This window comes from Actinoplanes siamensis, assembly GCF_016862395.1.
In the GTDB taxonomy this organism is placed as follows: Bacteria; Actinomycetota; Actinomycetes; order Mycobacteriales; family Micromonosporaceae; genus Actinoplanes; species Actinoplanes siamensis.
Genome location: NZ_BOMW01000033.1, coordinates 126,550 through 147,546, shown reverse-complemented (window position 1 = coordinate 147,546; position 20,997 = coordinate 126,550). Strand labels below are relative to the sequence as shown.

The 20,997-nt window shown below is 72.0% G+C and carries 24 protein-coding genes; 11 read left to right on the top strand and 13 right to left on the bottom strand.

Going from position 1 to position 20,997, the window contains the following annotated elements; genetic code table 11:
* The first annotated feature begins 166 nt into the window (after positions 1-166).
* On the top strand, positions 167-574 hold the full coding sequence (locus Asi03nite_RS18280; RefSeq protein ID WP_203681234.1) for a CoA-binding protein: 408 nt from the start codon (positions 167-169) through the stop codon (positions 572-574).
* 72 nt (positions 575-646) lie between these two features.
* On the opposite strand, the gene Asi03nite_RS18275 is transcribed toward Asi03nite_RS18280, so the two are convergent.
* The 3 genes from Asi03nite_RS18275 to Asi03nite_RS18265 form a co-directional block, all read right to left on the bottom strand.
* Complete coding sequence (locus Asi03nite_RS18275; RefSeq protein ID WP_203681233.1) at positions 647-1,582, bottom strand: SDR family NAD(P)-dependent oxidoreductase; 936 nt, start codon at positions 1,580-1,582, stop codon at positions 647-649.
* 120 nt (positions 1,583-1,702) lie between these two features.
* Entirely contained in the window at positions 1,703-2,347 is a 645-nt protein-coding gene (locus Asi03nite_RS18270) for a hypothetical protein (RefSeq protein WP_203681232.1), read from the bottom strand.
* Between the two features lie 136 nt (positions 2,348-2,483).
* Positions 2,484-3,419, bottom strand: coding sequence for a DMT family transporter (locus Asi03nite_RS18265; RefSeq protein WP_203681231.1), 936 nt, complete (start codon positions 3,417-3,419; stop codon positions 2,484-2,486).
* 134 nt (positions 3,420-3,553) lie between these two features.
* Here Asi03nite_RS18265 and Asi03nite_RS18260 point away from each other — a divergent pair, with 134 nt between their 5' ends.
* A complete protein-coding gene (locus Asi03nite_RS18260; protein WP_203681230.1) occupies positions 3,554-4,252 on the top strand; it encodes an HAD family hydrolase in 699 nt (232 codons plus the stop codon).
* Between the two features lie 304 nt (positions 4,253-4,556).
* Positions 4,557-5,048 carry a hypothetical protein gene (locus Asi03nite_RS18255; protein ID WP_203681229.1) on the top strand — a complete coding sequence of 164 codons (492 nt, stop codon included), beginning with the start codon at positions 4,557-4,559 and terminating at the stop codon, positions 5,046-5,048.
* 103 nt (positions 5,049-5,151) lie between these two features.
* On the opposite strand, the gene Asi03nite_RS18250 is transcribed toward Asi03nite_RS18255, so the two are convergent.
* Positions 5,152-6,024 carry a PhzF family phenazine biosynthesis protein gene (locus Asi03nite_RS18250; protein ID WP_203681227.1) on the bottom strand — a complete coding sequence of 291 codons (873 nt, stop codon included), beginning with the start codon at positions 6,022-6,024 and terminating at the stop codon, positions 5,152-5,154.
* Positions 6,025-6,051: 27 nt separating this feature from the next.
* Between Asi03nite_RS18250 and Asi03nite_RS18245 the strand changes: the two genes are divergently transcribed.
* The 3 genes from Asi03nite_RS18245 to Asi03nite_RS18235 are packed head-to-tail and all read left to right on the top strand — an operon-like array spanning position 6,052 to position 9,052.
* Positions 6,052-7,326 carry a magnesium transporter MgtE N-terminal domain-containing protein gene (locus tag Asi03nite_RS18245; protein WP_203681225.1) on the top strand — a complete coding sequence of 425 codons (1,275 nt, stop codon included), beginning with the start codon at positions 6,052-6,054 and terminating at the stop codon, positions 7,324-7,326.
* 31 nt (positions 7,327-7,357) lie between these two features.
* Positions 7,358-7,882: a DUF1003 domain-containing protein gene (locus Asi03nite_RS18240; RefSeq protein ID WP_203681223.1), complete on the top strand. Its 525-nt coding sequence runs from the start codon at positions 7,358-7,360 to the stop codon at positions 7,880-7,882.
* Between the two features lie 21 nt (positions 7,883-7,903).
* A complete protein-coding gene (locus tag Asi03nite_RS18235) occupies positions 7,904-9,052 on the top strand; it encodes an Mrp/NBP35 family ATP-binding protein (protein WP_203681221.1) in 1,149 nt (382 codons plus the stop codon).
* A gap of 8 nt (positions 9,053-9,060) precedes the next feature.
* Here the strand turns inward: Asi03nite_RS18235 and Asi03nite_RS18230 are convergent, their stop codons facing one another.
* On the bottom strand, positions 9,061-9,495 hold the full coding sequence (locus Asi03nite_RS18230; protein ID WP_203681219.1) for a twin-arginine translocase TatA/TatE family subunit: 435 nt from the start codon (positions 9,493-9,495) through the stop codon (positions 9,061-9,063).
* A gap of 82 nt (positions 9,496-9,577) precedes the next feature.
* Positions 9,578-10,843: a S1C family serine protease gene (locus Asi03nite_RS18225; protein WP_373872136.1), complete on the bottom strand. Its 1,266-nt coding sequence runs from the start codon at positions 10,841-10,843 to the stop codon at positions 9,578-9,580.
* Between the two features lie 293 nt (positions 10,844-11,136).
* On the opposite strand from Asi03nite_RS18225, the gene Asi03nite_RS18220 reads away from it, so the two are divergent.
* A complete protein-coding gene (locus Asi03nite_RS18220) occupies positions 11,137-11,709 on the top strand; it encodes an O-methyltransferase (RefSeq protein WP_373872135.1) in 573 nt (190 codons plus the stop codon).
* 177 nt (positions 11,710-11,886) lie between these two features.
* Here the strand turns inward: Asi03nite_RS18220 and Asi03nite_RS18215 are convergent, their stop codons facing one another.
* Both Asi03nite_RS18215 and Asi03nite_RS18210 read right to left on the bottom strand, forming a co-directional pair.
* Positions 11,887-13,284 (bottom strand): leucyl aminopeptidase family protein, encoded by a 1,398-nt coding sequence (locus Asi03nite_RS18215; RefSeq protein ID WP_203681214.1) that lies wholly within the window; start codon positions 13,282-13,284, stop codon positions 11,887-11,889.
* Between the two features lie 77 nt (positions 13,285-13,361).
* Entirely contained in the window at positions 13,362-13,529 is a 168-nt protein-coding gene (locus tag Asi03nite_RS18210; RefSeq protein WP_014447667.1) for a DUF3117 domain-containing protein, read from the bottom strand.
* A gap of 273 nt (positions 13,530-13,802) precedes the next feature.
* On the opposite strand from Asi03nite_RS18210, the gene Asi03nite_RS18205 reads away from it, so the two are divergent.
* Complete coding sequence (locus tag Asi03nite_RS18205; protein WP_203681212.1) at positions 13,803-14,615, top strand: PaaX family transcriptional regulator; 813 nt, start codon at positions 13,803-13,805, stop codon at positions 14,613-14,615.
* A gap of 58 nt (positions 14,616-14,673) precedes the next feature.
* Positions 14,674-15,459 carry an enoyl-CoA hydratase-related protein gene (locus Asi03nite_RS18200; RefSeq protein ID WP_203681211.1) on the top strand — a complete coding sequence of 262 codons (786 nt, stop codon included), beginning with the start codon at positions 14,674-14,676 and terminating at the stop codon, positions 15,457-15,459.
* Here Asi03nite_RS18200 and Asi03nite_RS18195 read toward each other — a convergent pair.
* Genes Asi03nite_RS18195 through ndhC form a run of 5 tightly spaced genes read right to left on the bottom strand, consistent with a single transcriptional unit; the run spans position 15,456 to position 17,925 of the window.
* Complete coding sequence (locus Asi03nite_RS18195; protein ID WP_203681210.1) at positions 15,456-15,968, bottom strand: hypothetical protein; 513 nt, start codon at positions 15,966-15,968, stop codon at positions 15,456-15,458. The two genes, Asi03nite_RS18200 and Asi03nite_RS18195, sit on opposite strands and share 4 nt — an antisense overlap.
* A 5-nt stretch (positions 15,969-15,973) precedes the next feature.
* Complete coding sequence (locus Asi03nite_RS18190) at positions 15,974-16,552, bottom strand: DNA-3-methyladenine glycosylase I (RefSeq protein ID WP_275409453.1); 579 nt, start codon at positions 16,550-16,552, stop codon at positions 15,974-15,976.
* On the bottom strand, positions 16,549-17,022 hold the full coding sequence (locus tag Asi03nite_RS18185; RefSeq protein WP_203681209.1) for an SRPBCC family protein: 474 nt from the start codon (positions 17,020-17,022) through the stop codon (positions 16,549-16,551). The genes Asi03nite_RS18190 and Asi03nite_RS18185 overlap by 4 nt, the downstream gene beginning before the upstream one ends.
* Positions 17,019-17,495, bottom strand: coding sequence for a DivIVA domain-containing protein (locus Asi03nite_RS18180; protein WP_203681208.1), 477 nt, complete (start codon positions 17,493-17,495; stop codon positions 17,019-17,021). The genes Asi03nite_RS18185 and Asi03nite_RS18180 overlap by 4 nt, the downstream gene beginning before the upstream one ends.
* Before the next feature lie 52 nt (positions 17,496-17,547).
* Positions 17,548-17,925 carry an NADH-quinone oxidoreductase subunit A gene (gene ndhC, locus Asi03nite_RS18175; RefSeq protein ID WP_203681207.1) on the bottom strand — a complete coding sequence of 126 codons (378 nt, stop codon included), beginning with the start codon at positions 17,923-17,925 and terminating at the stop codon, positions 17,548-17,550.
* A 175-nt stretch (positions 17,926-18,100) separates the two neighbouring features.
* Here ndhC and Asi03nite_RS18170 point away from each other — a divergent pair, with 175 nt between their 5' ends.
* Complete coding sequence (locus tag Asi03nite_RS18170; protein WP_203681206.1) at positions 18,101-19,954, top strand: 2-oxoacid:acceptor oxidoreductase subunit alpha; 1,854 nt, start codon at positions 18,101-18,103, stop codon at positions 19,952-19,954.
* Entirely contained in the window at positions 19,947-20,957 is a 1,011-nt protein-coding gene (locus tag Asi03nite_RS18165) for a 2-oxoacid:ferredoxin oxidoreductase subunit beta (protein WP_203681205.1), read from the top strand. The genes Asi03nite_RS18170 and Asi03nite_RS18165 overlap by 8 nt, the downstream gene beginning before the upstream one ends.
* Positions 20,958-20,997 lie beyond the last annotated feature (40 nt).

The window sequence follows — 20,997 nt, the reverse complement described above, 5'->3', positions numbered from 1 at the left end:
GGCCTGCCCCGCCACACACCTCCGCACGCCCCCGACTGGCCTGTGGCGGCCCCACACGCCCCTGCGCCGCCGCCCGGCATGCGGCGCCTCTCGCCGCACGGGCGATCGACGTGAGCTGGAAGTCAGCGACGGGCTGCCGGGCGGAACCCGTGGATAAAGTCTGGGTATGCGTAGTGCTCGGCAGATCCTGACGGAAGCGAACGTCATCGCCGTGGTGGGCGCCTCCCGGGATTCGTTCAAACCCGCACACACCGTGCCGTTGCAGATCATGCGCCACGGGTGGCGGATCATCCCGGTCAACCCGTTCGTCGACGAGGTGTTCGGGGTCCGGACCGTGCCCACACTCGCCGACCTGGAGGAACCCGTCGACCTGGTGAACGTCTTCCGCCCGTCCCGGGACGCGGCCGAGGTGGTCCGCCAGGCGGTGGCGATCGGGGCGCCCGCGGTGTGGCTGCAGAGCGGCATCTTCTCCGCGGAGGCGCGGCGGATCGCCGAAGAGGCCGGCATCGACTACGTCGAGGACCGCTGCCTCGCCGTCGAGCGCGCCGTCAACAGCCTGACCAAGCGCCCCTGACCAACCGATCACGGCCGTGACCAGCGGTGCACGATCACGGCCGTGCCCAGCGGTACACGATCAGGGCCGTGCTCAGCGGAACTGCGCCTCCCGCACGCTGTTGCCGCCGTCCACGACCAGCATCTGCCCGGTGATGTAGGACGCCGCCGGCGAGCACAGGAACGCCACCGCCGCCGCCACCTCGTCCGGCGTGCCGGGGCGCCCGATCGGCGTCCCGAGACCCTGCTTGATCTCGGTGACCGTCGACGCCGCCGTGTAGATCGTCCCCGGCGCCACGCAGTTCACGTTCACCCCGTCGGCCACCAGCTCCATCGCCAGCGCCCGGGTCAGACCCACCACTCCGGCCTTCGCCGCCGCGTACGCCGCCTCGGTCGGCAACGCGTTCACCGGGCCGGCCGTCGCCGCCAGGTTCACGATCCGGCCCCAGCCCCGCTCCGACATGCCACCGACGAACGCCCGGCTGCACAGGAACGCCGTGCTCAAGTTCCGGTCGATCTCGGCCTTCCACTCGTCCAGCGTGAGCTGGGCGACCGGCCGGAGCACCTCGGGGCTCGCCCGGCTCGCCAGGCCGGCGTTGTTCACCAGCACCTCGACGTCGCCGAGCTGGTCGGTGATGGCGTCGGCGAGCGCGCCCACCTCCGACTCGTCGGTCAGGTCCGCGACGAACCCGGTGACGCCCAGCTCGGACGCCCGCTCGTGGATGCGCCGCGTGGTGGACACGATCGCCACGCGCGCCCCCAGGTCACGCAGACGGCGGGCGGTCGCGTAACCGATGCCGTCAGGGCTGCCCGCGCCGGTGACCAGCGCCACCCTCCCGTCCAAACGCAATGTCACGGCCGCCTCCGCACTCGCTTCCTCGAACTCCGCCTCGACCACCTCGGGCGTGATCTCGACCGGGCGGTCGGGGTCACTGCCGGGCACGCCCGACCGGGGTGGCCGGCCGTCCGCGGGTCGGGTGGTGTCACGCCGCGAGGGGCTGCCGCCGGTGGAGCGGGCGTCGAAGACCATGCGGCGATCCTGCCTGCTCGCGTCAACCGGGGCAAACATCCGCCGGGCTGTGGCGCACCCGGGGTCCGGCCCCGCCTGCGCCCGGAGACCCCGCAGACGATTTTCCGACACGCCGGACGCTCATCCGTCCTTTTCCGGCAAGACCGCGCGGACGCCGGTCAGCGGCGTGACCGGGCCCTGCTCCACGAAGATCAACGGTGCCTCCGCGCCGTAGTGGGCCGGCATCTCGCCGCGTGCCCTGTCCAGGTCACGGGTCCCGATCTCGACGCCGGCGCCGTCGTGGCGGCTGCCGACCGTGACGATCCGCACCCCGCGCACCGTCCAGAACGACAGGTCGGCGACCACCCGGTCGTGCCAGGCGCCGAGTTCGGCCACGGCGTGCGCGGCGTCCCGTACCACGAAGCAGTTGTTCTCGGCGGTCCGCCGGAGGAAGTCGTCGAACTCCGAGGAGTCGCCCGGCACCCGGTAGACGATGGCGCGCACCTGTTTCTGGTCGACCTCGATACCGGCGTACACCCGCGGGAAACGCAGGCGCCCGGCCTGCTCGACGCGCTCCATCGCGGCACTGAGTGGCGCCGGCGTGACAGGCATCCGCAAGCCGCCGCGCTCGGCGAACTCCGCCGCCCGGCCGAACTCGCAGCCCGCGGTCCGCCAGCCGCCGGGCGCGCCGGTGCGGGCCGGTCCGCCGGCATCCACCGGCTCCCCACAGCCGCCGATCATGAGCAGTCCGGCGAGGAGCAGCCGGCCGAGCCGTACTCGATGCATCGCATCCCTCCTCATTACCGCCCGCGCCCCGCTGGTGCAACGACCGATTCGACGGAGGGAGTGACGCGCCCGAAGAGAGCGGAAGCCCACAACCCCGGTCGGTTCCGCGTTTCCCGCGGGAACCAGCCGACCGGGGTCAGGTCAGCGCGGCCGCCTCCGAGCGGCGCGACGGGCGGGCCGCCCCGACGATCACCACGGCCACCCCGGCCGTCAGCACCAGCAGTCCCGGGATCGCCCCGTGCCGCGGCGCCTGGTGCAGCCACAGCCACGCCAGCAGCGCCGCGCCCGGAACCTCGAGCAGGATCAGCACGCTGACAGTGGTGGCCGAGGTGTGCTGCAGGGCGTAGTTGAACATCGAGTGCCCGAGCAGTTGCGCGCCCGCCACCAGCGCCAGGATGGCCAGCCACGTCCGGGCGTCGTACCCCCGCAGCGGGATGCCGCCGGCCAGGCAGACGATCAGCAGGAGCACCGCACAGACGCCATAGCAGATCCAGGTGTACGTGGTGGTGCTCAGCGCCGACCGGGCCTGCTCCCCGAGCGCGGTGTACAGCGCCGCGAAGATCGCGCCGAGCACCGCCAGCACGTCGGCGAGCACGGCCTGCCCGGAGACCCGGACGTCGGCCCCGGTGACCCAGGCCGCACCTGCCACGGCGAGTCCGATTCCGATCCACCCGGCCACCGACGGGCGCCGCCCCTGCCAGGCCGCGATCAGCCCCTGCCACACCGGCTGGGTGGCGACCAGCGCGGTCGAGGTGGCCACGGTGCCCAGTCGCACGCTCGGCATCCACGTCCCGAAGTGCGCGGCCAGAGTCACGCCGGCGAGCACGCAGAACAGCCCGGCCCGGCGCCGGGAGCCGCGGATCGCGTCGCGCACCTCACCGCGGCGCGGCCCGAGAGCCACCGGGGTGAGCGCCACCGACGCGAGCCCGTTGCGCCAGAACGCGACCGCCAGCGCGGGCGCCGCCGCCGCGAGAGCGATCAGCGGCGCCGACGAGGAGACCGCGCACACCGCCACAGCCAGCGCCAACGCCGTCAGAGGCGAGATCCGATGCCCTGATGAGCGCAGATTCATCACCGGCCGTCGCTTCTTGCACGGTCGAAGAGGGACGTTTGCCACTGTCGGTTGGCGGACAGTGACGGAATGACTACAGTCACCGGCGGCCCCATGCCGCTTTTCACCCGTCGATGCCCGGGAGGCCGATTTCCATGCCCGCATACCGTGCGGTGGTGTTTGACTTTTTCGGCACCTTGACCCGTTCGGTTCAGCGTGGTCCACAGCATGCGGACATCGCGCGGTCGCTGGGCGCCGACCCGGAGGCGGTCCGCGGAGTGCTCGACCGGACCTTCCGGGCCCGGGCCTGTGGCCGGTACGGCTCCGCCGAGGCCACCCTGCGCTGGGTGATCGACCAGGCCGGCGGCCGCCCCCGGCCGGGCGCCATCCGCGCCGCGATGCCGGCCCGGGTCGACGCCCTGCGCGCCGACACGCAACTGCGCCCGGACGCGGTCACCGCCCTGACCGAGATCCGCCGCCGCGGTGTGCGCACCGCGCTGATCAGCGACTGCACCCACGAGCTCCCCGCCTTCCTGCCAGGGCTCCCGGTGGCGCCGTTGCTGGACGCCCAGATCTTCTCGGTCGAGCTGGGCATCTGCAAGCCGGACCCGCGCATCTACCGCGCCGCCTGCGACGCGCTGTCGGTCGCCCCGCAGGACTGCCTGTACGTCGGCGACGGCGGCAGCCACGAACTCACCGGCGCCGCCGCGGTCGGCATGACCCCGGTCCGCCTGGCCGCCCGCGACCTCACGAACCATCTGGTCTTCGACGCGGACACGAATTTCGCCGGCCGGACGGTGCGCTCGCTCACCGAGGTCCTGACGCTGCTGGACCGTACCCCGGCCCTCGTCTGACCGGCACGGCATCAGCGTCGGGAGCGGAGCTGTCCGCGCGCTCGACCGCGGCCCGACAGCGGCGGCCGGGACCCGAGCCGCGAGGCACCCCTGGCCACCGGCCCCGACCCGCGGGCCGGGAACCAGAGATTCCTCCGAAGCCCCGACCCCTGGTTGCCAGCCGCGGTCCGGCGGCCGGAAGCCGGGGATGCGCCGGGAGGGTTGAGGCCTGTGGGGCCGGCTGGGGGGCGGCGGCTGGGGAATAAGGGGCGGGTGACCGGGTTCGGGTGGTCGCGCAGGGTGGGGGAGGCCATAAGCTGGTTCGGTGACAGGGGTGCTGGATGAGGCGGTCAAGAAGGCTTCGATCGCCTGGGTCTCGGTGGACGGTGGTCCGGCGTATGCGGTCTGGTGCATGCCTGTCGAGACCTCGCTGGCCGTTGTCACCGGCCCCGGGGAGCAGCATGCGCCCGGCCTCGGCGAGGCGACCCGGGCCGAGATGCGGTTGCGCGGAGATCACGGTGGTTTGATCGTTCGCACCGAGGCCGTGGTGAGCCGGTTGGAGCCGGGCGGCGACGAGTGGGCTCAGATCGCGCCGCAGCTGGCGGCCAAGCGGCTGAACGCCTCCGGAACAGCTGAGGAGGTGGTGGCGCGGTGGGCGGACTCGGGGTGTGCGGTGCTGCGGCTCACGCCGGTCGAGGATTCCCTGGTGGCCGCGCCCGACCTGGGGGACGAGCCGGGTGCGGCTTCGCCGCGCGAGACCCCGGCCCGGGTGGCGACCCGCAGACCGTTCCGTCTGCACAAGGTCGCCCGTCGCTGACCGAACGCGCCAGGACGGATGCGGCCGGGTGGGCGCGGTGACGCCGCCGAGCGCGGACGGCGACGCGGGACACGCCCGAAGCGCGGCGTGGGCGGTGGGGTGGTCAGCCGATGAAGGGTGGGACGGCTATCGTGCCGGACGCCACCGGGTGGACGTGGCCGGTGACGGTGGCGGCCGTGGCGGCGCCGGACCTGGCGGTGACCGTGCAGTCCAGCAGGGACGGGCGTTTCATTTCCAGGCCCTGGCGCACGCGGTACGACGAGGTGCCGTCACCGGGCAGCCACCCCGCCCCGACCAGCCACACGCCCAGCCCGAGAGCGGCCGAGCCGGTGGCCGGGTCCTCCCAGACCGCGTCGCCGGGGACGAACACCCGGGCGTGGGCCTCGCCGTCGTCCCACGAGAAGACGGCCAGTTCGGTGACCCCGTGACGGGCGGCCGCGCGTACATCGACGTCGATCCCGGCGAGCGCGGAACGGCGTACCGGGAGAAAGATCCAATCGAGGCCACAGCCGGCCGCGCGCGGCACAGCGGCGTCGCCGGGGACATCGGCGGCCGTCAGGCCGGTGATGTCCAGCAGAGCGGGAAGCGGGGCCGCGGCGCCGAGCCGCGGTCGCGCCCCGGTCAGCGTGGCCGCGCCGGCGGCCGTCACCTCCAGCGGCAGCAGCCCGGCCCCGCACTCCTGCACCACCCGCCCAGGCCCGAAGCGGCCCCGGCGCATCAACGTCACAGCGGTCCCCACGCTGGGATGGCCGGCGAACGGCAGCTCCGTGGAGGCGGTGAAGATGCGCACCCGGTACGTCGCCCCGGGATCGGTCGGCGGCAGCACGAACGTGGTCTCGGCCAGGTTGAACTCGCGGGCCAGAGTCTGCATCTGGTCAGTGGAAAGATGCTCGGCGCCGAAGACCACCGCGAGCGGATTGCCGGCGAACGGCCGGTCCGTGAACACGTCGACGATCTCGTAGGCCACGGTGGACATGTCCGGACCCTAACCTAATCTGGGGCTGTGACCATGGGGACGAGGGTTTATCTGGCCCGCCTGGCTGGCCTGCCGGTGTTCGACCCCAACGGCGACCGGGTGGGACGGGTGCGCGACGCGGTCGTCCGGCTGCGCACCACGAACCGACCGCCGCAGATCGTCGGCCTGGTGGCGGAGATGGCGCTGCGCCGCCGGATCTTCCTGCCGATCGGCCGGATCACCGGCATGGACGCCGAGTCGGTGGTGCTCGGCACCGGGTCGCTGAACCTGCGCCGGTTCGAGAAACGGCCGAACGAGCTGCTCGTCCTGGAGGATCTGCTGGACCGTCGCGTCACCGTGGAGCCGGAGACGGCGGGCGGCGACCAGCACCAGGGCACCGTCGTCGACATCGGCATGGAGCTGAACCGCAACATCGAGTGGGTGGTGACCCGGGTCGCGGTCCGCGAGCACACCGGCCGGCTGACCCGGCGCGGTCACGTCTACCAGGTGGAGTACGACCGGGTGCGCGGCCTGATCGGCCCCACCGACACGCAGGGCACCTCGAACCTGATCGCGCTGCTGGACCAGATGCGCCCGGCGGACATGGCGAACGCGCTGCAGGACCTGCCGGACGCGCGACGCAACGAGGTGGCCGCCGCGCTGGACGACCGCCGGCTCGCCGACGTGCTGGAGGAGCTGCCCGAGCACGACCAGGTGGAGATCCTGGTCCAGCTGGACCGGGAGCGGGCCGCCGACGTGCTGGAACGGATGGACCCCGACGACGCCGCCGACCTGCTCGCCGAGCTGCCGAAGACCGAGCAGGCGGTGCTGCTGGACCTGATGGAGCCGGAGGAGGCCGCGCCGGTCCGGCAGCTGATGAGCTACCGCCCGGGCACCGCGGGCAGCGTGATGACCTCGGAACCGGTGATCCTCACCCCGGACGCGACGGTCGCCGAGGCGCTCGCCCGGATCCGCGAGCCGGAGCTGTCGCCGGTGGTGGCCGCCCAGGTGTTCGTGGCCCGGGCGCCGAGCGCCACCCCGACCGGGAAGTATCTGGGCATGGTGCACTTCCAGCGGCTGCTCCGGGAGCCGCCGGCGTCGATCGTCGGCGGGCTGGTGGACAGCGGGATCGAGCCGCTGCGGCCGGACATCGGGCTGGCCGAGATAACCCGGCGGATGGCGACGTACGACCTGGTCGCGATGCCCGTGGTCGACGCAACGCACCGGCTGCTCGGCGCGGTCACGGTCGACGACGTGCTGGACCACTCGCTGCCACGCGACTGGCGGGACCGGGACGCCCACGAGGACGAGGAGCCCCTGTGAGCGGCCTCGTCGGACATCGGGGAGGGCCGGCATGACCGAACCGCGCCGGGACCGTCTGGACCAGCCCCGGGAACCGGGCCGGGTGCAGCTGCCCAAGTTCAACCCGGAGGCGTTCGGCCGCTGGTCGGAGAGCATCGCACGGTACATGGGGACGGCGAAGTTCATCGTCTACATGACCGTCGTCATCGGGGCCTGGTTCGCCTGGAACACGCTCGCGCCGGAGCACTGGCGGTTCGACCCGTACACCTTCACGTTCCTGACTCTGATCCTGTCGCTGCAGGCGTCCTATGCCGCGCCGCTGATCCTGCTGGCCCAGAACCGGCAGGCCGACCGCGACCGCCTGGCCATGGAGGAGGATCGTCGCCGGGCGCAGCTGCAGAAGGCCGACACGGAGTACCTGACGCGCGAGATCGCCTCTCTGCGGATCGCCCTCGGTGAGGTCGCCACGAGGGACTTCCTGCGTTCCGAGCTGGCCCGGCTGGCCGACGAGCTGGACGACGCGGCGCTGCGCCGGGAGAAGCGCGCGCGTATGGAGTGGGAAGAGGACCACCCCTGACGCCGACGTAGCATGGGCTGCATGTCCGCACCCGCTTCCACCATCGAGGACGCGATCCAGGCCGCGCTGGCGACCGTCGACGACCCCGAGATCCGCCGCCCGATCACCGACCTCGGCATGGTCCAGGGTTTCACCGTCGTCGACGGCCTGGTGAAGGTCGATCTGCTGCTCACCGTCGCCGGCTGTCCGCTGCGGGACAAGCTGAACGCCGACATCACCGCCGCGGTCACCGGGATCCCCGGGATCACCGGCGTCGAGATCAACTTCGGGGTGATGAACGAGGAGCAGCGCAAGGCGCTGCAGAGCACGCTGCGCGGCCCAGGCGCCGCGGAGCCGGTCATCCCGTTCGCCCAGCCCGGCTCCCGCACCAGGGTGTACGCGGTAGCCAGCGGCAAGGGCGGCGTCGGCAAGTCCAGCGTGACGGTGAACCTGGCCGCGGCGCTCGCCAGGCGGGGCCTGTCGGTCGGCGTGATCGACGCGGACATCTACGGCCACTCGGTGCCCCGGATGCTCGGCGTGGAGAACAAGCCCACCCGCGTCGAGGACATGATCATGCCGCCGCAGTCGCACGGCGTGAAGGTGATCTCGATCGGCATGTTCACGGCCGGCAACGCCGCGGTGGTCTGGCGTGGTCCGATGCTGCACCGGGCGCTGCAGCAGTTCCTCGCCGACGTCTACTGGGGCGATCTGGACGTGCTGCTGCTCGACCTGCCGCCGGGCACCGGTGACGTGGCCATCTCGCTGGCGCAGCTCCTGCCGAACGCGGAGATCCTGGTGGTCACCACCCCGCAGGCGGCGGCCGCCGAGGTGGCCGAGCGGGCTGGCGCGATCGCATTGCAGACCCACCAGCGGCTGGTCGGCGTGGTGGAGAACATGTCCTGGCTGGAGCTGCCGGACGGCTCCCGGATGGAGGTCTTCGGCGCGGGCGGCGGCCAGGCCGTGGCCGAGTCGCTGACCCAGACCGTCGGGGCGCGGGTGCCGCTGCTCGGGCAGATCCCGCTGGACACGCGGGTGCGCGAGGCCGGCGACGCCGGCAACCCGATCGTGCTGGCCGAGCCGGAGGCGCCGGCGGCCAAGGCGCTCGACGGGGTGGCCGACAAGCTGGCCGTCCGCCGGGAGTCCCTGGTCGGCAAGCCCCTGGGCCTGATGGTGAACGCCAAGCGGGGCTGAGCCCTGGTTTACGTCGCGTCCAGGTCGAAGCGCTGCGCCGGTCGAGGAACCTCGGCCGGCGCTGTCGTCTTCCGGGAGGTGGCGTCCCGGATGCCGGCCGCGGTCTCGTCGAGGTGCGTCCGCACGCCGTTGAGCTCGGTCTTCACCCCGTTCAGATCCTGCTTCACGTCGTCGAAGAGGCTCTGCAGCGGCTTGCGCAGCGCCGACTCCTCGTCCTCGCTGAGGATGTGCTTGCGGATGAACGCCTTCGGGTGCAGGTCCTCCAGCTTGACGTCGGTGCCGAGCTCACGGCTCAGGTCGGAGGTCGCGTTCTGTGCCATCGAGCGCAGGTTGCGCAGCATCCGCAGCCCGTCGCCGATGACCTTGGGCAGGCGGTCCCCGAAGATCAGCAGCGCCAGCATCAGCAGCGCGCCGATCTCCCACAAGTTCAGATTCTCGAACACGAGCGGCCTCCCCACGGCGTCCGGAAGCAAGCCTACGCACGTCGAGACGGTCCCGGCACCCCGCCCGCGATGTGCGTGTCGGTCAGTTGGTGTCGGCGGCCAGGGTCACCGAGGCGGAGGCGCTCCGGGTGCCCCGGCGGTACTCCACCGCGACCACGGCGCCCGGCGCGTACTTCCGGACCAGGGCGATCAGGTCGGTTCCGTCCTGCAGGGGATGCCCGTTCAGCTTGGTGATCACGTCGCCGGCCTTCAGGGCGGCCGCGGCGGCCGGGCCGGCCGGCTCCACCGAGCGCAGCCGGGCGCCGCCGGAGCCGCTGCCACCCGTGGTCACCTCGGCGCCGATCACCGTGCGCCGGGCCTTACCGGTGTCGATGATGTCCTGCGCGATCCGCTTGGCCTGGTTGATCGGGATGGCGAAGGCGAGGCCGATGTTGCCGGCCTCGGCGTCCGAGCCGCCCACCGAGCGGATCACCGAGTTCACCCCGATCACCTGGCCGGTCGCGTTGACCAGCGGCCCGCCGGAGTTGCCCTGATTGACCGCGGCGTCGGTCTGGATGGCCGCGTAGTAGCGCGTGGTGCCGCCGGACTCGCCTGCCTCGATGGTGCGGTCCAGGGCGCTGACGATGCCATACGTCACGGTGTTCTCCAGCGCCAGTGGTGAGCCGAAAGCGAGCACCGGGTCACCGACCGCGATCGCCTCCGAGTCGCCGAACTCGACAGCGGGCAGGCTGGATTTTGCGACTTTGATCACCGCGATGTCCGACTCCGGGTCGCGCCCGACGAGCTTGGCCGTGGCGGTGGAGCCGTCGCTGAAGGAGACCGCCATGGTGGTGCCGGCGCCGTCCACCACGTGATCGTTGGTGATCACGTAGCCGTCGGTGGAGACCACGAAACCCGAGCCGATCGCCCCGGTCACGTGCACCGTGACGACGCTGGGCTGCACCTGCCTGGCGACGCCGGCGAGCGACTCGGGATCCCGGCCGGGATCCGCCGCGGCCTGCCGGCCGGCCGCGCCGAGCTGGGTCCCGGCGCTGGCCACATACCCACCGCGGACCGCGAAGACGAACCCCAGGGTGCCCCCGAGACCGCCCGCGAGCAGGGCGGTGATCAGGCAGATCAACAACACCGGAGCGTACGACCGGCGGGGCGCGTCCGGGTCGGGAACCGGATCCAGCGCGGGACCGCCGGTGGGCGGGGGCGGCGGCAGCACGACGGCGGACGGGGCCAGCGGGTCCCGCCACGGGTCCCCCATCGCGTCGCTCCACCAGGGCGACCCGGGCGGCTGCCCGTGCCCGCCGGGCACAGGCGGCGCCGCGGGAGGCCGGCGCCAGTTCCAGCCGTCGGTCACGTCGGAGCCTCCAGTCATCGTTCGCCCGGCACCGTACCCAGGATGACACGGATTCGCCGCGGCGTGCCGTCCAGCCGAGCCCCGCCGGCCCCGACTGACCTGTTCGTCCATCGACGGCACCGTGCATCACAGGTGCACATCGCTCTACTCTCTTATCCGATGTGCGCGGTTACGCCACGCCGTCGCCCCTCGCCGCACGGAGGTTCGTCATCATCGGTCCCGCCGCCCGCTCCTTCGGCCAGCCACCGGGCCCGGCCGTGCCGTTCGCCGAGACCTACGCCACCGAGGACCCGATCCTGCAGACGGCCCGCTCGCTGGCTCACGAGCTCGGCCTGCCGTGCGTCTCCCCCGGCGCCGGCTCGGTGCTGCGCCTGCTCGCCGCCGCCGGCAACGCCAAGGCCGTCGTCGAGATCGGCACCGGCACCGGCGTGAGCGGCATCTGGCTGCTCCGCGGCATGCGCCCGGACGGAGTGCTCACCACCATCGACGTCGAGCACGAGCATCAGCGGATCGCCCGCCGGGTGTTCGCCGAGGCCGGCTTCGCGTCGTCGCGCACCCGCATCATCAGCGGGCGGTCGCTGGACGTGCTCCCCCGGCTCGCCGACGGGGCGTACGACCTGATCTTCGTGGACGCCGACACCACCGAGTTCGCCGCGTGCACCGAGGCGGCGCTGCGGCTGCTGCGCCCGGGCGGCGTGCTGATCGTGAACGGGGTGCACGCCGGCGGCCGGATCAACGACCCGGCCGCCCGCGACGTGGACACCCTGACGGTGCGCGCGACGGTGAAGGCGATCCGCGAGAGCGAGGAGTGGATCCCCGCGGTCATCTCGTCAGGCGCCGGCCTGCTGACCGCGGTCAAGCGCTGAGCTGGGCCTGACGGCCTCGCTCCGCTCGGCGGGCGCAGCGCGGCTCCGGTGGCCGCGGCTTTCCTCCAGGCGCGCCCAGGGGTGGCTCCGGTGGCCGCGGCTTGCCCGGGAGCGCGCTCGGGTCGGCTCCCGGGGCTACGGCTTCGCCGGGAGCCCGCTCAGCGCGCGGCTCCCGGGCTACGGCTTCTCGGGGAGCGTGCTCAGGTAGCGGATCAGCATGCGGGCGCCCCAGCCGGTGGCACCCTTGGTGAGCTCGCCGTCGTGGGTCTCGGCCCAGGACGGCGCGGACATGTCCAGATGCGCCCAGGTGGTGTCGCCGAAGAAGTCGCGCAGGAACAGCGCGGCCATCACCGAGCCCGGCCCCTGCGGCGCGCTGACCCGGTCCGCGATGTCGCTGCGCAGATATTCCACGTAGTCGCCGGGCAGCGGGAGCCGCCACATCCGCTCGCCGGCCGCGTCACCGGCCGCCGCGAGCGCGCCGGCCAGCTGGTCGTCCGGGCTGTAGAGGGCGGCCGTGCGCTTGCCGAGCGCGACCGCGTTCGCCCCGGTCAGAGTGGCCAGGTTGATCACCAGGTCGGGCCGCAGCCGGTCGGCCGCGTAGCCCAGCGCGTCGGCCAGCACGATCCGGCCCTCCGCGTCGGAGTTGGTGTTCTCGCTGGTCGATCCGTCGTAGTGGGTGATCACGTCGCCGGGGCGGTAGGCGGACCCGCTTATCGCGTTCTCGGCGAGCGGGACCAGCGCGGTGACCCGTACCGGCAGGTCCAGGTCGGCGACGGCGAGCGTGGCCGCGACCACCGCGGCCGCGCCGCCCATGTCCTTCTTCATCAGCTTCATGCTGTCCCGCGGCTTGATCGAGATGCCGCCGGTGTCGAACGTGATCCCCTTGCCGACCAGCACCACGTGCGTGGTCGCGCCGGCGGGCGACCAGGACAGCTCGACGAAGCGGGGCGGCGACACCGAGCCGCCGCCGACCGCGCGCAGACCGCCGAAGCGCTCCAGCTCGGCGCCGGCGCGGACGGTGGTGGTCAGGCCTGGGCGCCTGGCCGCCTCGGCGACGATCTGGTCGGCGAACCAGGCCGGGTTCTTCACCGACGACGGCGTGTTGGTGAGGTCCCGGGCCAGCCACGCGGCGGTGGCGGTGATCCGGGCCCGGGCGAGGCTCCGGTCGTACGCCGGGGAGATCTTCCGGACCACCAGCTCGACGGCGCCGGACCGGGGCGCCACCGGCGCCTCGCGGTAGCGATAGCCGCCCAGCCAGAGGCCCTCGGCGAGGCCGCGCAGCGCATCCGGGGGCAGGTCGTCCGGCAGCCGCACCTGGGCGCGCTCGTCGTCGGCGAGGGCCCGGACGATTGCGGCGCCGGCGGCCCGCCAGCCGGCCTCGTCGCCCTCGCCGGCGCCGGCCAGCAGCACCCGGGCCGGGCGGCGCAGCGGGCGCGGCAGGACGACCACCTCGCCGGGCGGCGCCGCGGGAAGCGCGGCCACCTCGGCTCCGGCCTCACCCGGCAGCACGCCGCCACCGGGAATCACCCAGGTGCGCTCCTCGTCGAGCGCTTGAGTCAACCCGATCTCGAACACGGGAGGATGACCTTTCCGTAAGACGTGGAAAGCCCGCCGGTACGGGCGGTACCGTACCGGCGGGCTCGCGTGAAACGTCAGCCGGCGATCGACTTCAACGCGTCACCCAGCGCGTTGGCCTCGTCCGGGGTCATCTCCACGACGAGACGGCCACCACCCTCCAGCGGGACGCGCATGACGATGCCACGACCCTCCTTGGTGACCTCCAGCGGACCATCGCCCGTCCGCGGCTTCATCGCCGCCATCTTGTCTCCCCTCAGACCTACGTCAGGGTCGGTGGGTTGCCCCACAGCCACTTGCTCCTGGAATGCCAGCAGCCGCGTCACGTGCTCAGCCCCACGTGACGCGGTGCTCGTTTCCGACCGGCGGCCGTACAGGCCGTTTCACGTCTTCACGCGTTGCGGCCCACCGTGCCGATCAAACATTTTCCCTGATGAACACCGGCGAACCCAAACCCAGCCCGGGCGGATGTGACAGCGTCTAGCATATCGTCTTTTGGGCTGTCACAATGTGCGGTCATGCAGGCGCGGTCCGCACTCTTCGACCTGTACGGCGACTACCTGCGCACCAGGGGCTCCCGGGCCCCGGTCGCAGCCCTCGTGCGGCTGCTCGCTCCACTGGACATCGCGGCCCCGGCGGTCCGCACCGCAGTGTCGCGAATGGTGCGACAGGGCTGGCTGCATCCGCTGCGCCTGGTGTCCGGACCGGGCTACCTGCTCACGCCCAAGGCGGCGCGGCGGCTGGACGAGGCCGCCGCACGGGTGTACAGAACCGGTCGCGGCGGCTGGGACGGCCGGTTCGATCTCATCATGCTGCACGATCCGCCGCTGGCCCGGCGCGACGCCGAACGACTGGCCTTTCTCGGCTACGGCCCGCTCAGCGACCAGGTGTGGGTGGCCCCGCGCGCGTCCGACGAGCTGGACGCCGTGCTGCAGGAGGCCGGAGCGGGGTACGAGCGGTTCAACGCCGGCCACACCGCCGGTTCCGCCGGGGCCGGCGAGATCGTCGGCCGGGCCTGGGACCTGGACCGGATCGGACGGTCGTACCAGGACTTCGAGGACGAGCTGCGCCCGGTGGTCAAGGCGGTCACCACCCGCAGTTCCGACGAGAAGGCGTACGCGGCCCGGTTCCGCCTGGTGCACGCCTGGCGCTCGTTCCTCTTCCAGGACCCGCAGCTGCCCGCCGCGCTGCTGCCACCGGGCTGGCCGGGGCTGCGCGCCGCGGCCTTCTTCGACAAGCACGCCGCCCGGCTGCGCCCCGCGGCCGACCGGTATGTGGAACGTTGCCTGCACGCGGCCCATCGCGGCGCCCGGGCGGGGTTCGAGTCCTGACCGGCCGCACTCGACCGAGGTGAGGGCCGGGCGGGCATGGCAAAGGTAGATTCTCGCCATGACCGACGCACTGCTCGTCGACCGCACTGACGCGGTCGTCACGCTGACCCTGAACCGTCCCGAGGCGATGAACTCCTTCACCGTGGATCTCAAGGAGGCCCTCCGGGACACCCTGGCCCAACTGGAGACCGACCGGTCCTGCCGGGCGATCGTCCTGGCCGGCGCCGGTCAGGCCTTCTGCGGCGGGCAGGACCTGCGCGAGCACGCGGCGATGCTGGAGAAGAGCACCGATCTGGACACCGTCCGGGTGCACTACAACCCGATCGCCCAGCGGCTGGCCAGCATGCCGAAGCCGGTGGTCGCCGCGGTGCGCGGGATGGCCGCCGGCGCGGGCGCGTCGCTGGCGCTGCTCGCCGACTTCCGGATCGGCGGGCCGAGGACGTCGTTCCTGATGGCGTTCGCCAACGTGGGGCTGGCCGGGGACAGCGGCATCTCCTGGTCGCTGCCGCGGATCGTGGGGCACGCCCGGGCGGTCGAGCTGCTGCTGCTGGCCGAGCCGGTGAGGGCCCAGCGGGCGTACGAGATCGGCATGCTCTCCCGGCTCGTGGAGGACGACGAGCAGGTGCTGCCGGCCGCTCAGGAGCTGGCCGCGCGGCTCGCCGCGGGCCCCACCGTGGCGTACGGCGCGATCAAGCGGGAGCTGTCGATCGGCGACGCCGGCACGCTCTCCGACGCGCTCGCCGCCGAGGCGCAGGCGCAGTCGATCTGCGGCGCCACAGCGGACCACCGGAACGCGGTGGCCGCCTTCGTGGCCAAGCAGAAGCCGGTCTACGAAGGGCGTTAGTCCTCGTCCTCGTCTTCCTCCTCGGGGTCCTGGTTCGCCTCGACCCCGAGGACGAAGGCCTGCATGGCCAGCTCGTCGCCGGACGGCCAGACGTAGGTGGGCAGCTCACGCGGCCCCAGCTCGTTCACGTGCGACCAGAACTGCCGGACCGCCTCGGCCGGGCTGCCGGCCTCGATCGGCATGGCCACGCTGACCAACCAGTTCCGCTTCGGCTGGGCCTGACCGAGCTGGTCGGCGAAGCGCCGGAACTCGTCCTCGGTCACCGGGCCGTTCGTCAGGCCGGCGGCCGGGACCGGCTCGTCGAAGGCCCGCCGCAGGTACGCCAGGGCCAGGTACCCACCGGTCTTCTCCACCCGGGCCAGGGCCACCACCTGCTCATCGGCGACCAGGAGCGCCTCGTCCCCGGGTGACACGCCGGCCGGGCCGCCCTGCACCACCACGACGTCCTGCTGGAACAACCGTTCCGTCGCCCACTGCTCCGACGGGATGACAACCGACCACTGCGCCATGCTCCCTATCCCATCACGGGCACCCAACAGCCGAGCAGGTGGTCGTCAACCATGCCGGTGGCCTGCATCAACGCGTACGCCGTAGTCGGTCCGACGAATGTGAACCCGCGCTTCTTGAGCGCCTTGGACATCGCCGTGGACTCCGGTGTCACGGCCGGAACCTCGGCCCGGCCGGCCGGGCGCGGCCTGTTCGCCGGGGCGAACGACCAGAGCAGCTCGGTGAGCTCGCCGGGCGCCAGCTCGGCTGCGACCTTCGCGTTGCGCAGCGTCGCGTCGATCTTCATCCGGTTCCGGACGATGCCGGCGTCGGCCATCAGCCGCTCCGCGTCGGCCGCCGAGTACGCCGCGACCTTGGCGATCGCGAAGTCGTCGAACGCCGCCCGGAACGCCTGGCGTTTGCGCAGGATCGTGATCCAGGACAGCCCGGACTGGAACGCCTCCAGGGTGAGCCGCTCGAAGAGCGCGTCGTCGCCGCGGAGCGGCTTGCCCCACTCGGTGTCGTGGTAGGGCACGTAGTCCGGGGAGCTGCCGCCCCAGAAGCAGCGGGCCTTGCCGTCGTCGCCGATCATCAGGTCGCCGGTCATGGCAGGCGCCCCTGTTCGACCAGCCGGGCGAACTTCTTCAGCGCGCCGGTGAAGCCGAGCTTGGAGCCCGGCCAGAGCACCGGCCAGGCGATCTTGCCGACCGGGCCGGGCGGCAGGTGGAACCACTCGTGCAGGACGATCTGGGTGCGGTCGCCGGACATCGCGGTGCAGCGCATCGAGCCGGGGCCGCGGAGCACCTTGCCGCAGTGCACGACGCGGACCTCGTACGGCGCGTTGACCTTGACCACCCGCAGCTCGTCCCGCAGCACCGCCGGACCGATCGCGGTGACCGCCTCGACCAGGCTGCCCTCGCCGCCGTCGCCCTCGACCACCCGGACCCGGGTGAACGGGATCCACTCGGACTGCTTCTCCCAGTTCAGGAACGCGGCGAACACCTTCGCCGCAGGGGCGTTCACGATCACCGTGGCGGTGAACTCGCCAGCGCCCGGCTGGGCGGCGTCGTCGCTCATCGGCTCTCCGCCGGCTCCTCGTCGGCCGTGGCCGGCGGCGCCTCGGCCACCTCGGGTTCCTTCTCCCCGGCCGGCTCCTCCGCCACGGGTTTCCCGGCGGCCGCCTGGGCCGGCGCGATCGCGGCCTCCCGAGCCGCCCGCAGCGCGTCGGCGTCCTCGATGCGGCCCTCGCGCAGTGCCGCCACCTCGGCCTCCAGCACGCCGATCAGCTCGCCCTTGTAGCCGATGTCGTACGCCGCGCGCTGCAGCGCCTGGTCCACCTGAGCCATCCGGTACCCACGCCAGGCGGTGTCGAACCTGGTCCTGGCGATGTCGTCCTCACCCAGCGGCCGGTCGCCGGGCAGCGGCACCGACTGGCCGTCGGGCTCGACCGGGGTGAGCCCGGAGTCGCCCCCGCTCAGCAGAACGGTCACGCCGAAGACGATCGTCCCGACGACCAGTGCTACGACAATGAAGAGCAGAAGCTGACTCATGCGCACGATGTTGACATGTCGGCCTTCGGGAGGCGAGTCCGCCACCCGGGTCCTACGTCCAGGTCAAGATCTTCTTACGCCACGCGTAGAGAATGCCCAGCGCGAGCACCGCGACGAAGACGCCCATCTCGGCGATCGCGGCGCCGCCGAACCCGGGGAGATCGAAGATCACTGCCCACGGGAAGAGAAAAACGGCTTCTACCGCAAAAAGCACATAAAGGTACGCATAGACGTAGTACCGGATCTGCGCCTGTGCCCAGTCGCCGCCGACCGGGTCGATGCCGCTCTCGTACGGGATCCGCTTGCCGGCCGGCTCCGCGGGCCGCGCCGGCCGCAGTAGGCGGTTGGCCCCGAACGCGGCCACGAACAGCAGAACCCCGGCGGCGAGGACCAGCCCGAGCATGGCGTACGAGCCGAGATATCCCTCCACGAAGGTGCAGCCTACCCAAGAGCACTAGCTCACGGGAGCGCCGCATGGCTACTGTGGGCAACGGTCCGCGGCCACCCCCGTAAGGAGCGGCGAAGTAGTGTGGAACTGACGACGTGCGGACCGGCTCATTGACGTGCGTACACAAGATCGGCCCGCGCTCTTTGGAGGTTGAAACGTGGCCGCTCCCGCGAAGCGAGTCGAGCAGCTGGACCGGGTGGTGATCCGGTTCGCCGGCGACTCGGGCGATGGCATGCAGCTCACCGGTGACCGCTTCACCTCGGAGACCGCACAGCTCGGCAACGACATCTCGACGCTGCCGAACTTTCCCGCCGAGATCCGCGCGCCAGCGGGGACTCTGCCGGGCGTCTCGAGTTTCCAAGTCCATTTCGCCGACTACGACATCCTGACCCCGGGCGACGCGCCGAACGTGCTGGTCGCGATGAACCCCGCAGCTCTCAAGGCGAACCTGGCGGAACTGCCCGCCGGCGCCGACATCATCGTCAACACCGACGAGTTCACCAGGCGCAACCTGGCCAAGGTCGGCTACCCGGTCAGCCCGCTGGAGGACGGCACCCTCGCCGGGTACGCGGTGCACCCGGTCGCGCTCACCTCGATGACCGTCGGCGCGCTGGCCGACCTGGGGATCTCGAAGAAGGACGCCGAACGCGCCAAGAACATGTTCGCGCTCGGCCTGCTCAGCTGGATGTACTCGCGTCCGTTCGAGTCCACCCTGCGCTTCCTGGAGCGCAAGTTCGCCAAGCGGCCGGAGCTGGTCGAGGCGAACCAGACCGCCTTCCGGGCCGGCTGGAACTACGGCGAGACCACCGAGGCGTTCTCGGTGCGCTACGAGGTCAAGCCGGCGAGGATGCGGCCCGGGACGTACCGCAACATCACCGGCAACCAGGCGCTCTCGCTCGGGCTGGTGGCCGCGGCGGTCCGCGCCAAGCTGCCGCTCTTCCTGGGCGCCTACCCGATCACGCCGGCCTCCGACATCCTGCACGAGCTCTCCAAGCACAAGCGGTTCGGCATCACCACGATGCAGGCCGAGGACGAGATCGCGGCGATCGGGGCGGCGCTGGGCGCGTCCTACGGCGGCGCGCTGGGCGTCACCACCACCTCCGGGCCCGGCGTGGCGCTCAAGAGCGAGACCGTCTCGCTGGCCATCGCGCTGGAACTGCCGCTGGTCATCGTCGACGTGCAGCGGGCCGGGCCGTCCACCGGCATGCCCACCAAGACCGAGCAGGCCGACCTCAACCTGGCGCTGTACGGCCGGCACGGCGAGGCGCCGCTCGCGGTGATCGCCCCGAAGTCCCCGTCGGACTGCTTCCACGCCGCGTTGGAGGCGGCGCGGATCGCGCTCACCTACCGGACCCCGGTCATCCTGCTGTCCGACAACTACGTGGCCAACGGGTCGGAGCCGTGGCTGCTGCCCTCGGTCGACGAGCTGCCGGACCTGGCTGTCCCGTTCGCGACCGCGCCCAACTCCCCGGACGGCAGGTTCCTGCCCTACCTGCGCGATCCCGAGACGCTGGCCCGGCCCTGGGCGGTTCCCGGCACGCCCGGTCTGGAACACCGCATCGGCGGGTTGGAAAAAGCGGACAAGACCGGCGATATCTCGTACGACCCGGCGAACCACGAATTCATGGTCCGCACCCGGGCGGCGCGCATCGAAGCGATCCCCGTCCCGGACGTGGACGTCGACGACCCGGACGAGAACGCGCGGGTGCTCGTGCTGGGCTGGGGTTCCACCTACGGCCCGATCGGGGCGGCCTGCCGGGCGCTGCGCCAGCGGGGGCTGACCATCGCCCAGGCCCACCTGCGGCACCTGTCACCTCTGCCGCGGAACCTGGGCGAGGTGCTGCGGTCGTACGAGAAAGTGGTCGTCCCGGAGATGAACCTCGGCCAGCTCGCCCACGTGATCCGGGCGAGATACCTGGTCGACGCGGTGCCCTTCAACCAGATCAGCGGCCTGCCGTTCACCGCCGCGACGCTGGAGAACATGCTCGAGGACGTGGTCAAGAATGGCTAGCCCGGTTGCTCTGAAACTGACCGCCAAGGATTTCAAGTCGGACCAGGAAGTGCGCTGGTGCCCCGGCTGCGGCGACTACGCGATCCTCGCCGCCGTGCAGGGGTTCATGCCCGAGCTCGGTATCCCACGGGAGAACATCGTGTTCGTCTCCGGGATCGGGTGCTCGTCCCGCTTCCCGTACTACATGAACACGTACGGCGTGCACTCGATCCACGGCCGTGCCCCGGCGATCGCGACCGGGCTCTCCGCGTCCCGCCCCGACCTCAGCGTCTGGGTGGTCACCGGGGACGGCGACGCGCTCTCGATCGGCGGCAACCACCTGATCCACGCGCTGCGCCGCAACGTCAACCTGAAGATCCTGCTGTTCAACAACCGGATCTACGGCCTGACCAAGGGCCAGTACTCACCCACCTCGGAACTCGGCAAGATCACGAAGTCCACGCCGGCCGGCTCGGCGGACTCGCCGTTCAACCCGATCTCGCTCGCGCTGGGGGCCGAGGCGACGTTCGTGGCCCGCACCATCGACTCGGACCGCAAGCACCTGCAGTCCGTGCTGCGCGCCGCGGCGGCCCACGAGGGTTCCGCGTTCGTCGAGATCTATCAGAACTGCAACATCTTCAACGACGGCGCCTTCGACCTGATCAAGGACGCGGACACGCGGGACGAGCACCTGATCCGGCTGGAGCAGGGACAGCCGATCACGTTCGGCCGCTTCTCCGTGGTGCACCCGGAGGGCAGCTTCGGGCTGAAGGTGCAGGAGGGCGGCACGCCGATCGTCCACGACGCCACGGTTGACGACCCGGCGTACGCGTTCGCGTTGTCCCGTCTCTCCGGCTCCGACCTGAACACGACGCCGATCGGGGTCTTCCGCGACGTGCAGCGGCCGTCCTACGACGAGATCGTCCGCAAGCAGCTGCTCGACGCGCAGGCGTCGGTCAGCGGCACACCGGAGGAGATGCTCAACGATCTCCTCGGCTCCGGGGACACCTGGACCATCCTCTGACCGCGGAGCCCCGGAGTCACCCGCGGGCCGCCCATCGGGC

Bases quoted from the DNA above. Each gene is read 5' to 3' on its own strand.
- Asi03nite_RS18280 (WP_203681234.1), top strand. From the start codon at position 167: ATGCGTAGTGCTCGGCAGATCCTGACGGAAGCGAACGTCATCGCCGTG.
- Asi03nite_RS18275 (WP_203681233.1), bottom strand. From the start codon at position 1,582: ATGGTCTTCGACGCCCGCTCCACCGGCGGCAGCCCCTCGCGGCGTGAC.
- Asi03nite_RS18270 (WP_203681232.1), bottom strand. From the start codon at position 2,347: ATGCATCGAGTACGGCTCGGCCGGCTGCTCCTCGCCGGACTGCTCATG.
- Asi03nite_RS18265 (WP_203681231.1), bottom strand. From the start codon at position 3,419: ATGAATCTGCGCTCATCAGGGCATCGGATCTCGCCTCTGACGGCGTTG.
- Asi03nite_RS18260 (WP_203681230.1), top strand. From the start codon at position 3,554: ATGCCCGCATACCGTGCGGTGGTGTTTGACTTTTTCGGCACCTTGACC.
- Asi03nite_RS18250 (WP_203681227.1), bottom strand. From the start codon at position 6,024: ATGTCCACCGTGGCCTACGAGATCGTCGACGTGTTCACGGACCGGCCG.
- Asi03nite_RS18240 (WP_203681223.1), top strand. From the start codon at position 7,358: ATGACCGAACCGCGCCGGGACCGTCTGGACCAGCCCCGGGAACCGGGC.
- Asi03nite_RS18235 (WP_203681221.1), top strand. From the start codon at position 7,904: ATGTCCGCACCCGCTTCCACCATCGAGGACGCGATCCAGGCCGCGCTG.
- Asi03nite_RS18210 (WP_014447667.1), bottom strand. From the start codon at position 13,529: ATGGCGGCGATGAAGCCGCGGACGGGCGATGGTCCGCTGGAGGTCACC.
- Asi03nite_RS18205 (WP_203681212.1), top strand. From the start codon at position 13,803: ATGCAGGCGCGGTCCGCACTCTTCGACCTGTACGGCGACTACCTGCGC.
- Asi03nite_RS18200 (WP_203681211.1), top strand. From the start codon at position 14,674: ATGACCGACGCACTGCTCGTCGACCGCACTGACGCGGTCGTCACGCTG.
- Asi03nite_RS18195 (WP_203681210.1), bottom strand. From the start codon at position 15,968: ATGGCGCAGTGGTCGGTTGTCATCCCGTCGGAGCAGTGGGCGACGGAA.
- Asi03nite_RS18190 (WP_275409453.1), bottom strand. From the start codon at position 16,552: ATGACCGGCGACCTGATGATCGGCGACGACGGCAAGGCCCGCTGCTTC.
- Asi03nite_RS18185 (WP_203681209.1), bottom strand. From the start codon at position 17,022: ATGAGCGACGACGCCGCCCAGCCGGGCGCTGGCGAGTTCACCGCCACG.
- Asi03nite_RS18180 (WP_203681208.1), bottom strand. From the start codon at position 17,495: ATGAGTCAGCTTCTGCTCTTCATTGTCGTAGCACTGGTCGTCGGGACG.
- Asi03nite_RS18165 (WP_203681205.1), top strand. From the start codon at position 19,947: ATGGCTAGCCCGGTTGCTCTGAAACTGACCGCCAAGGATTTCAAGTCG.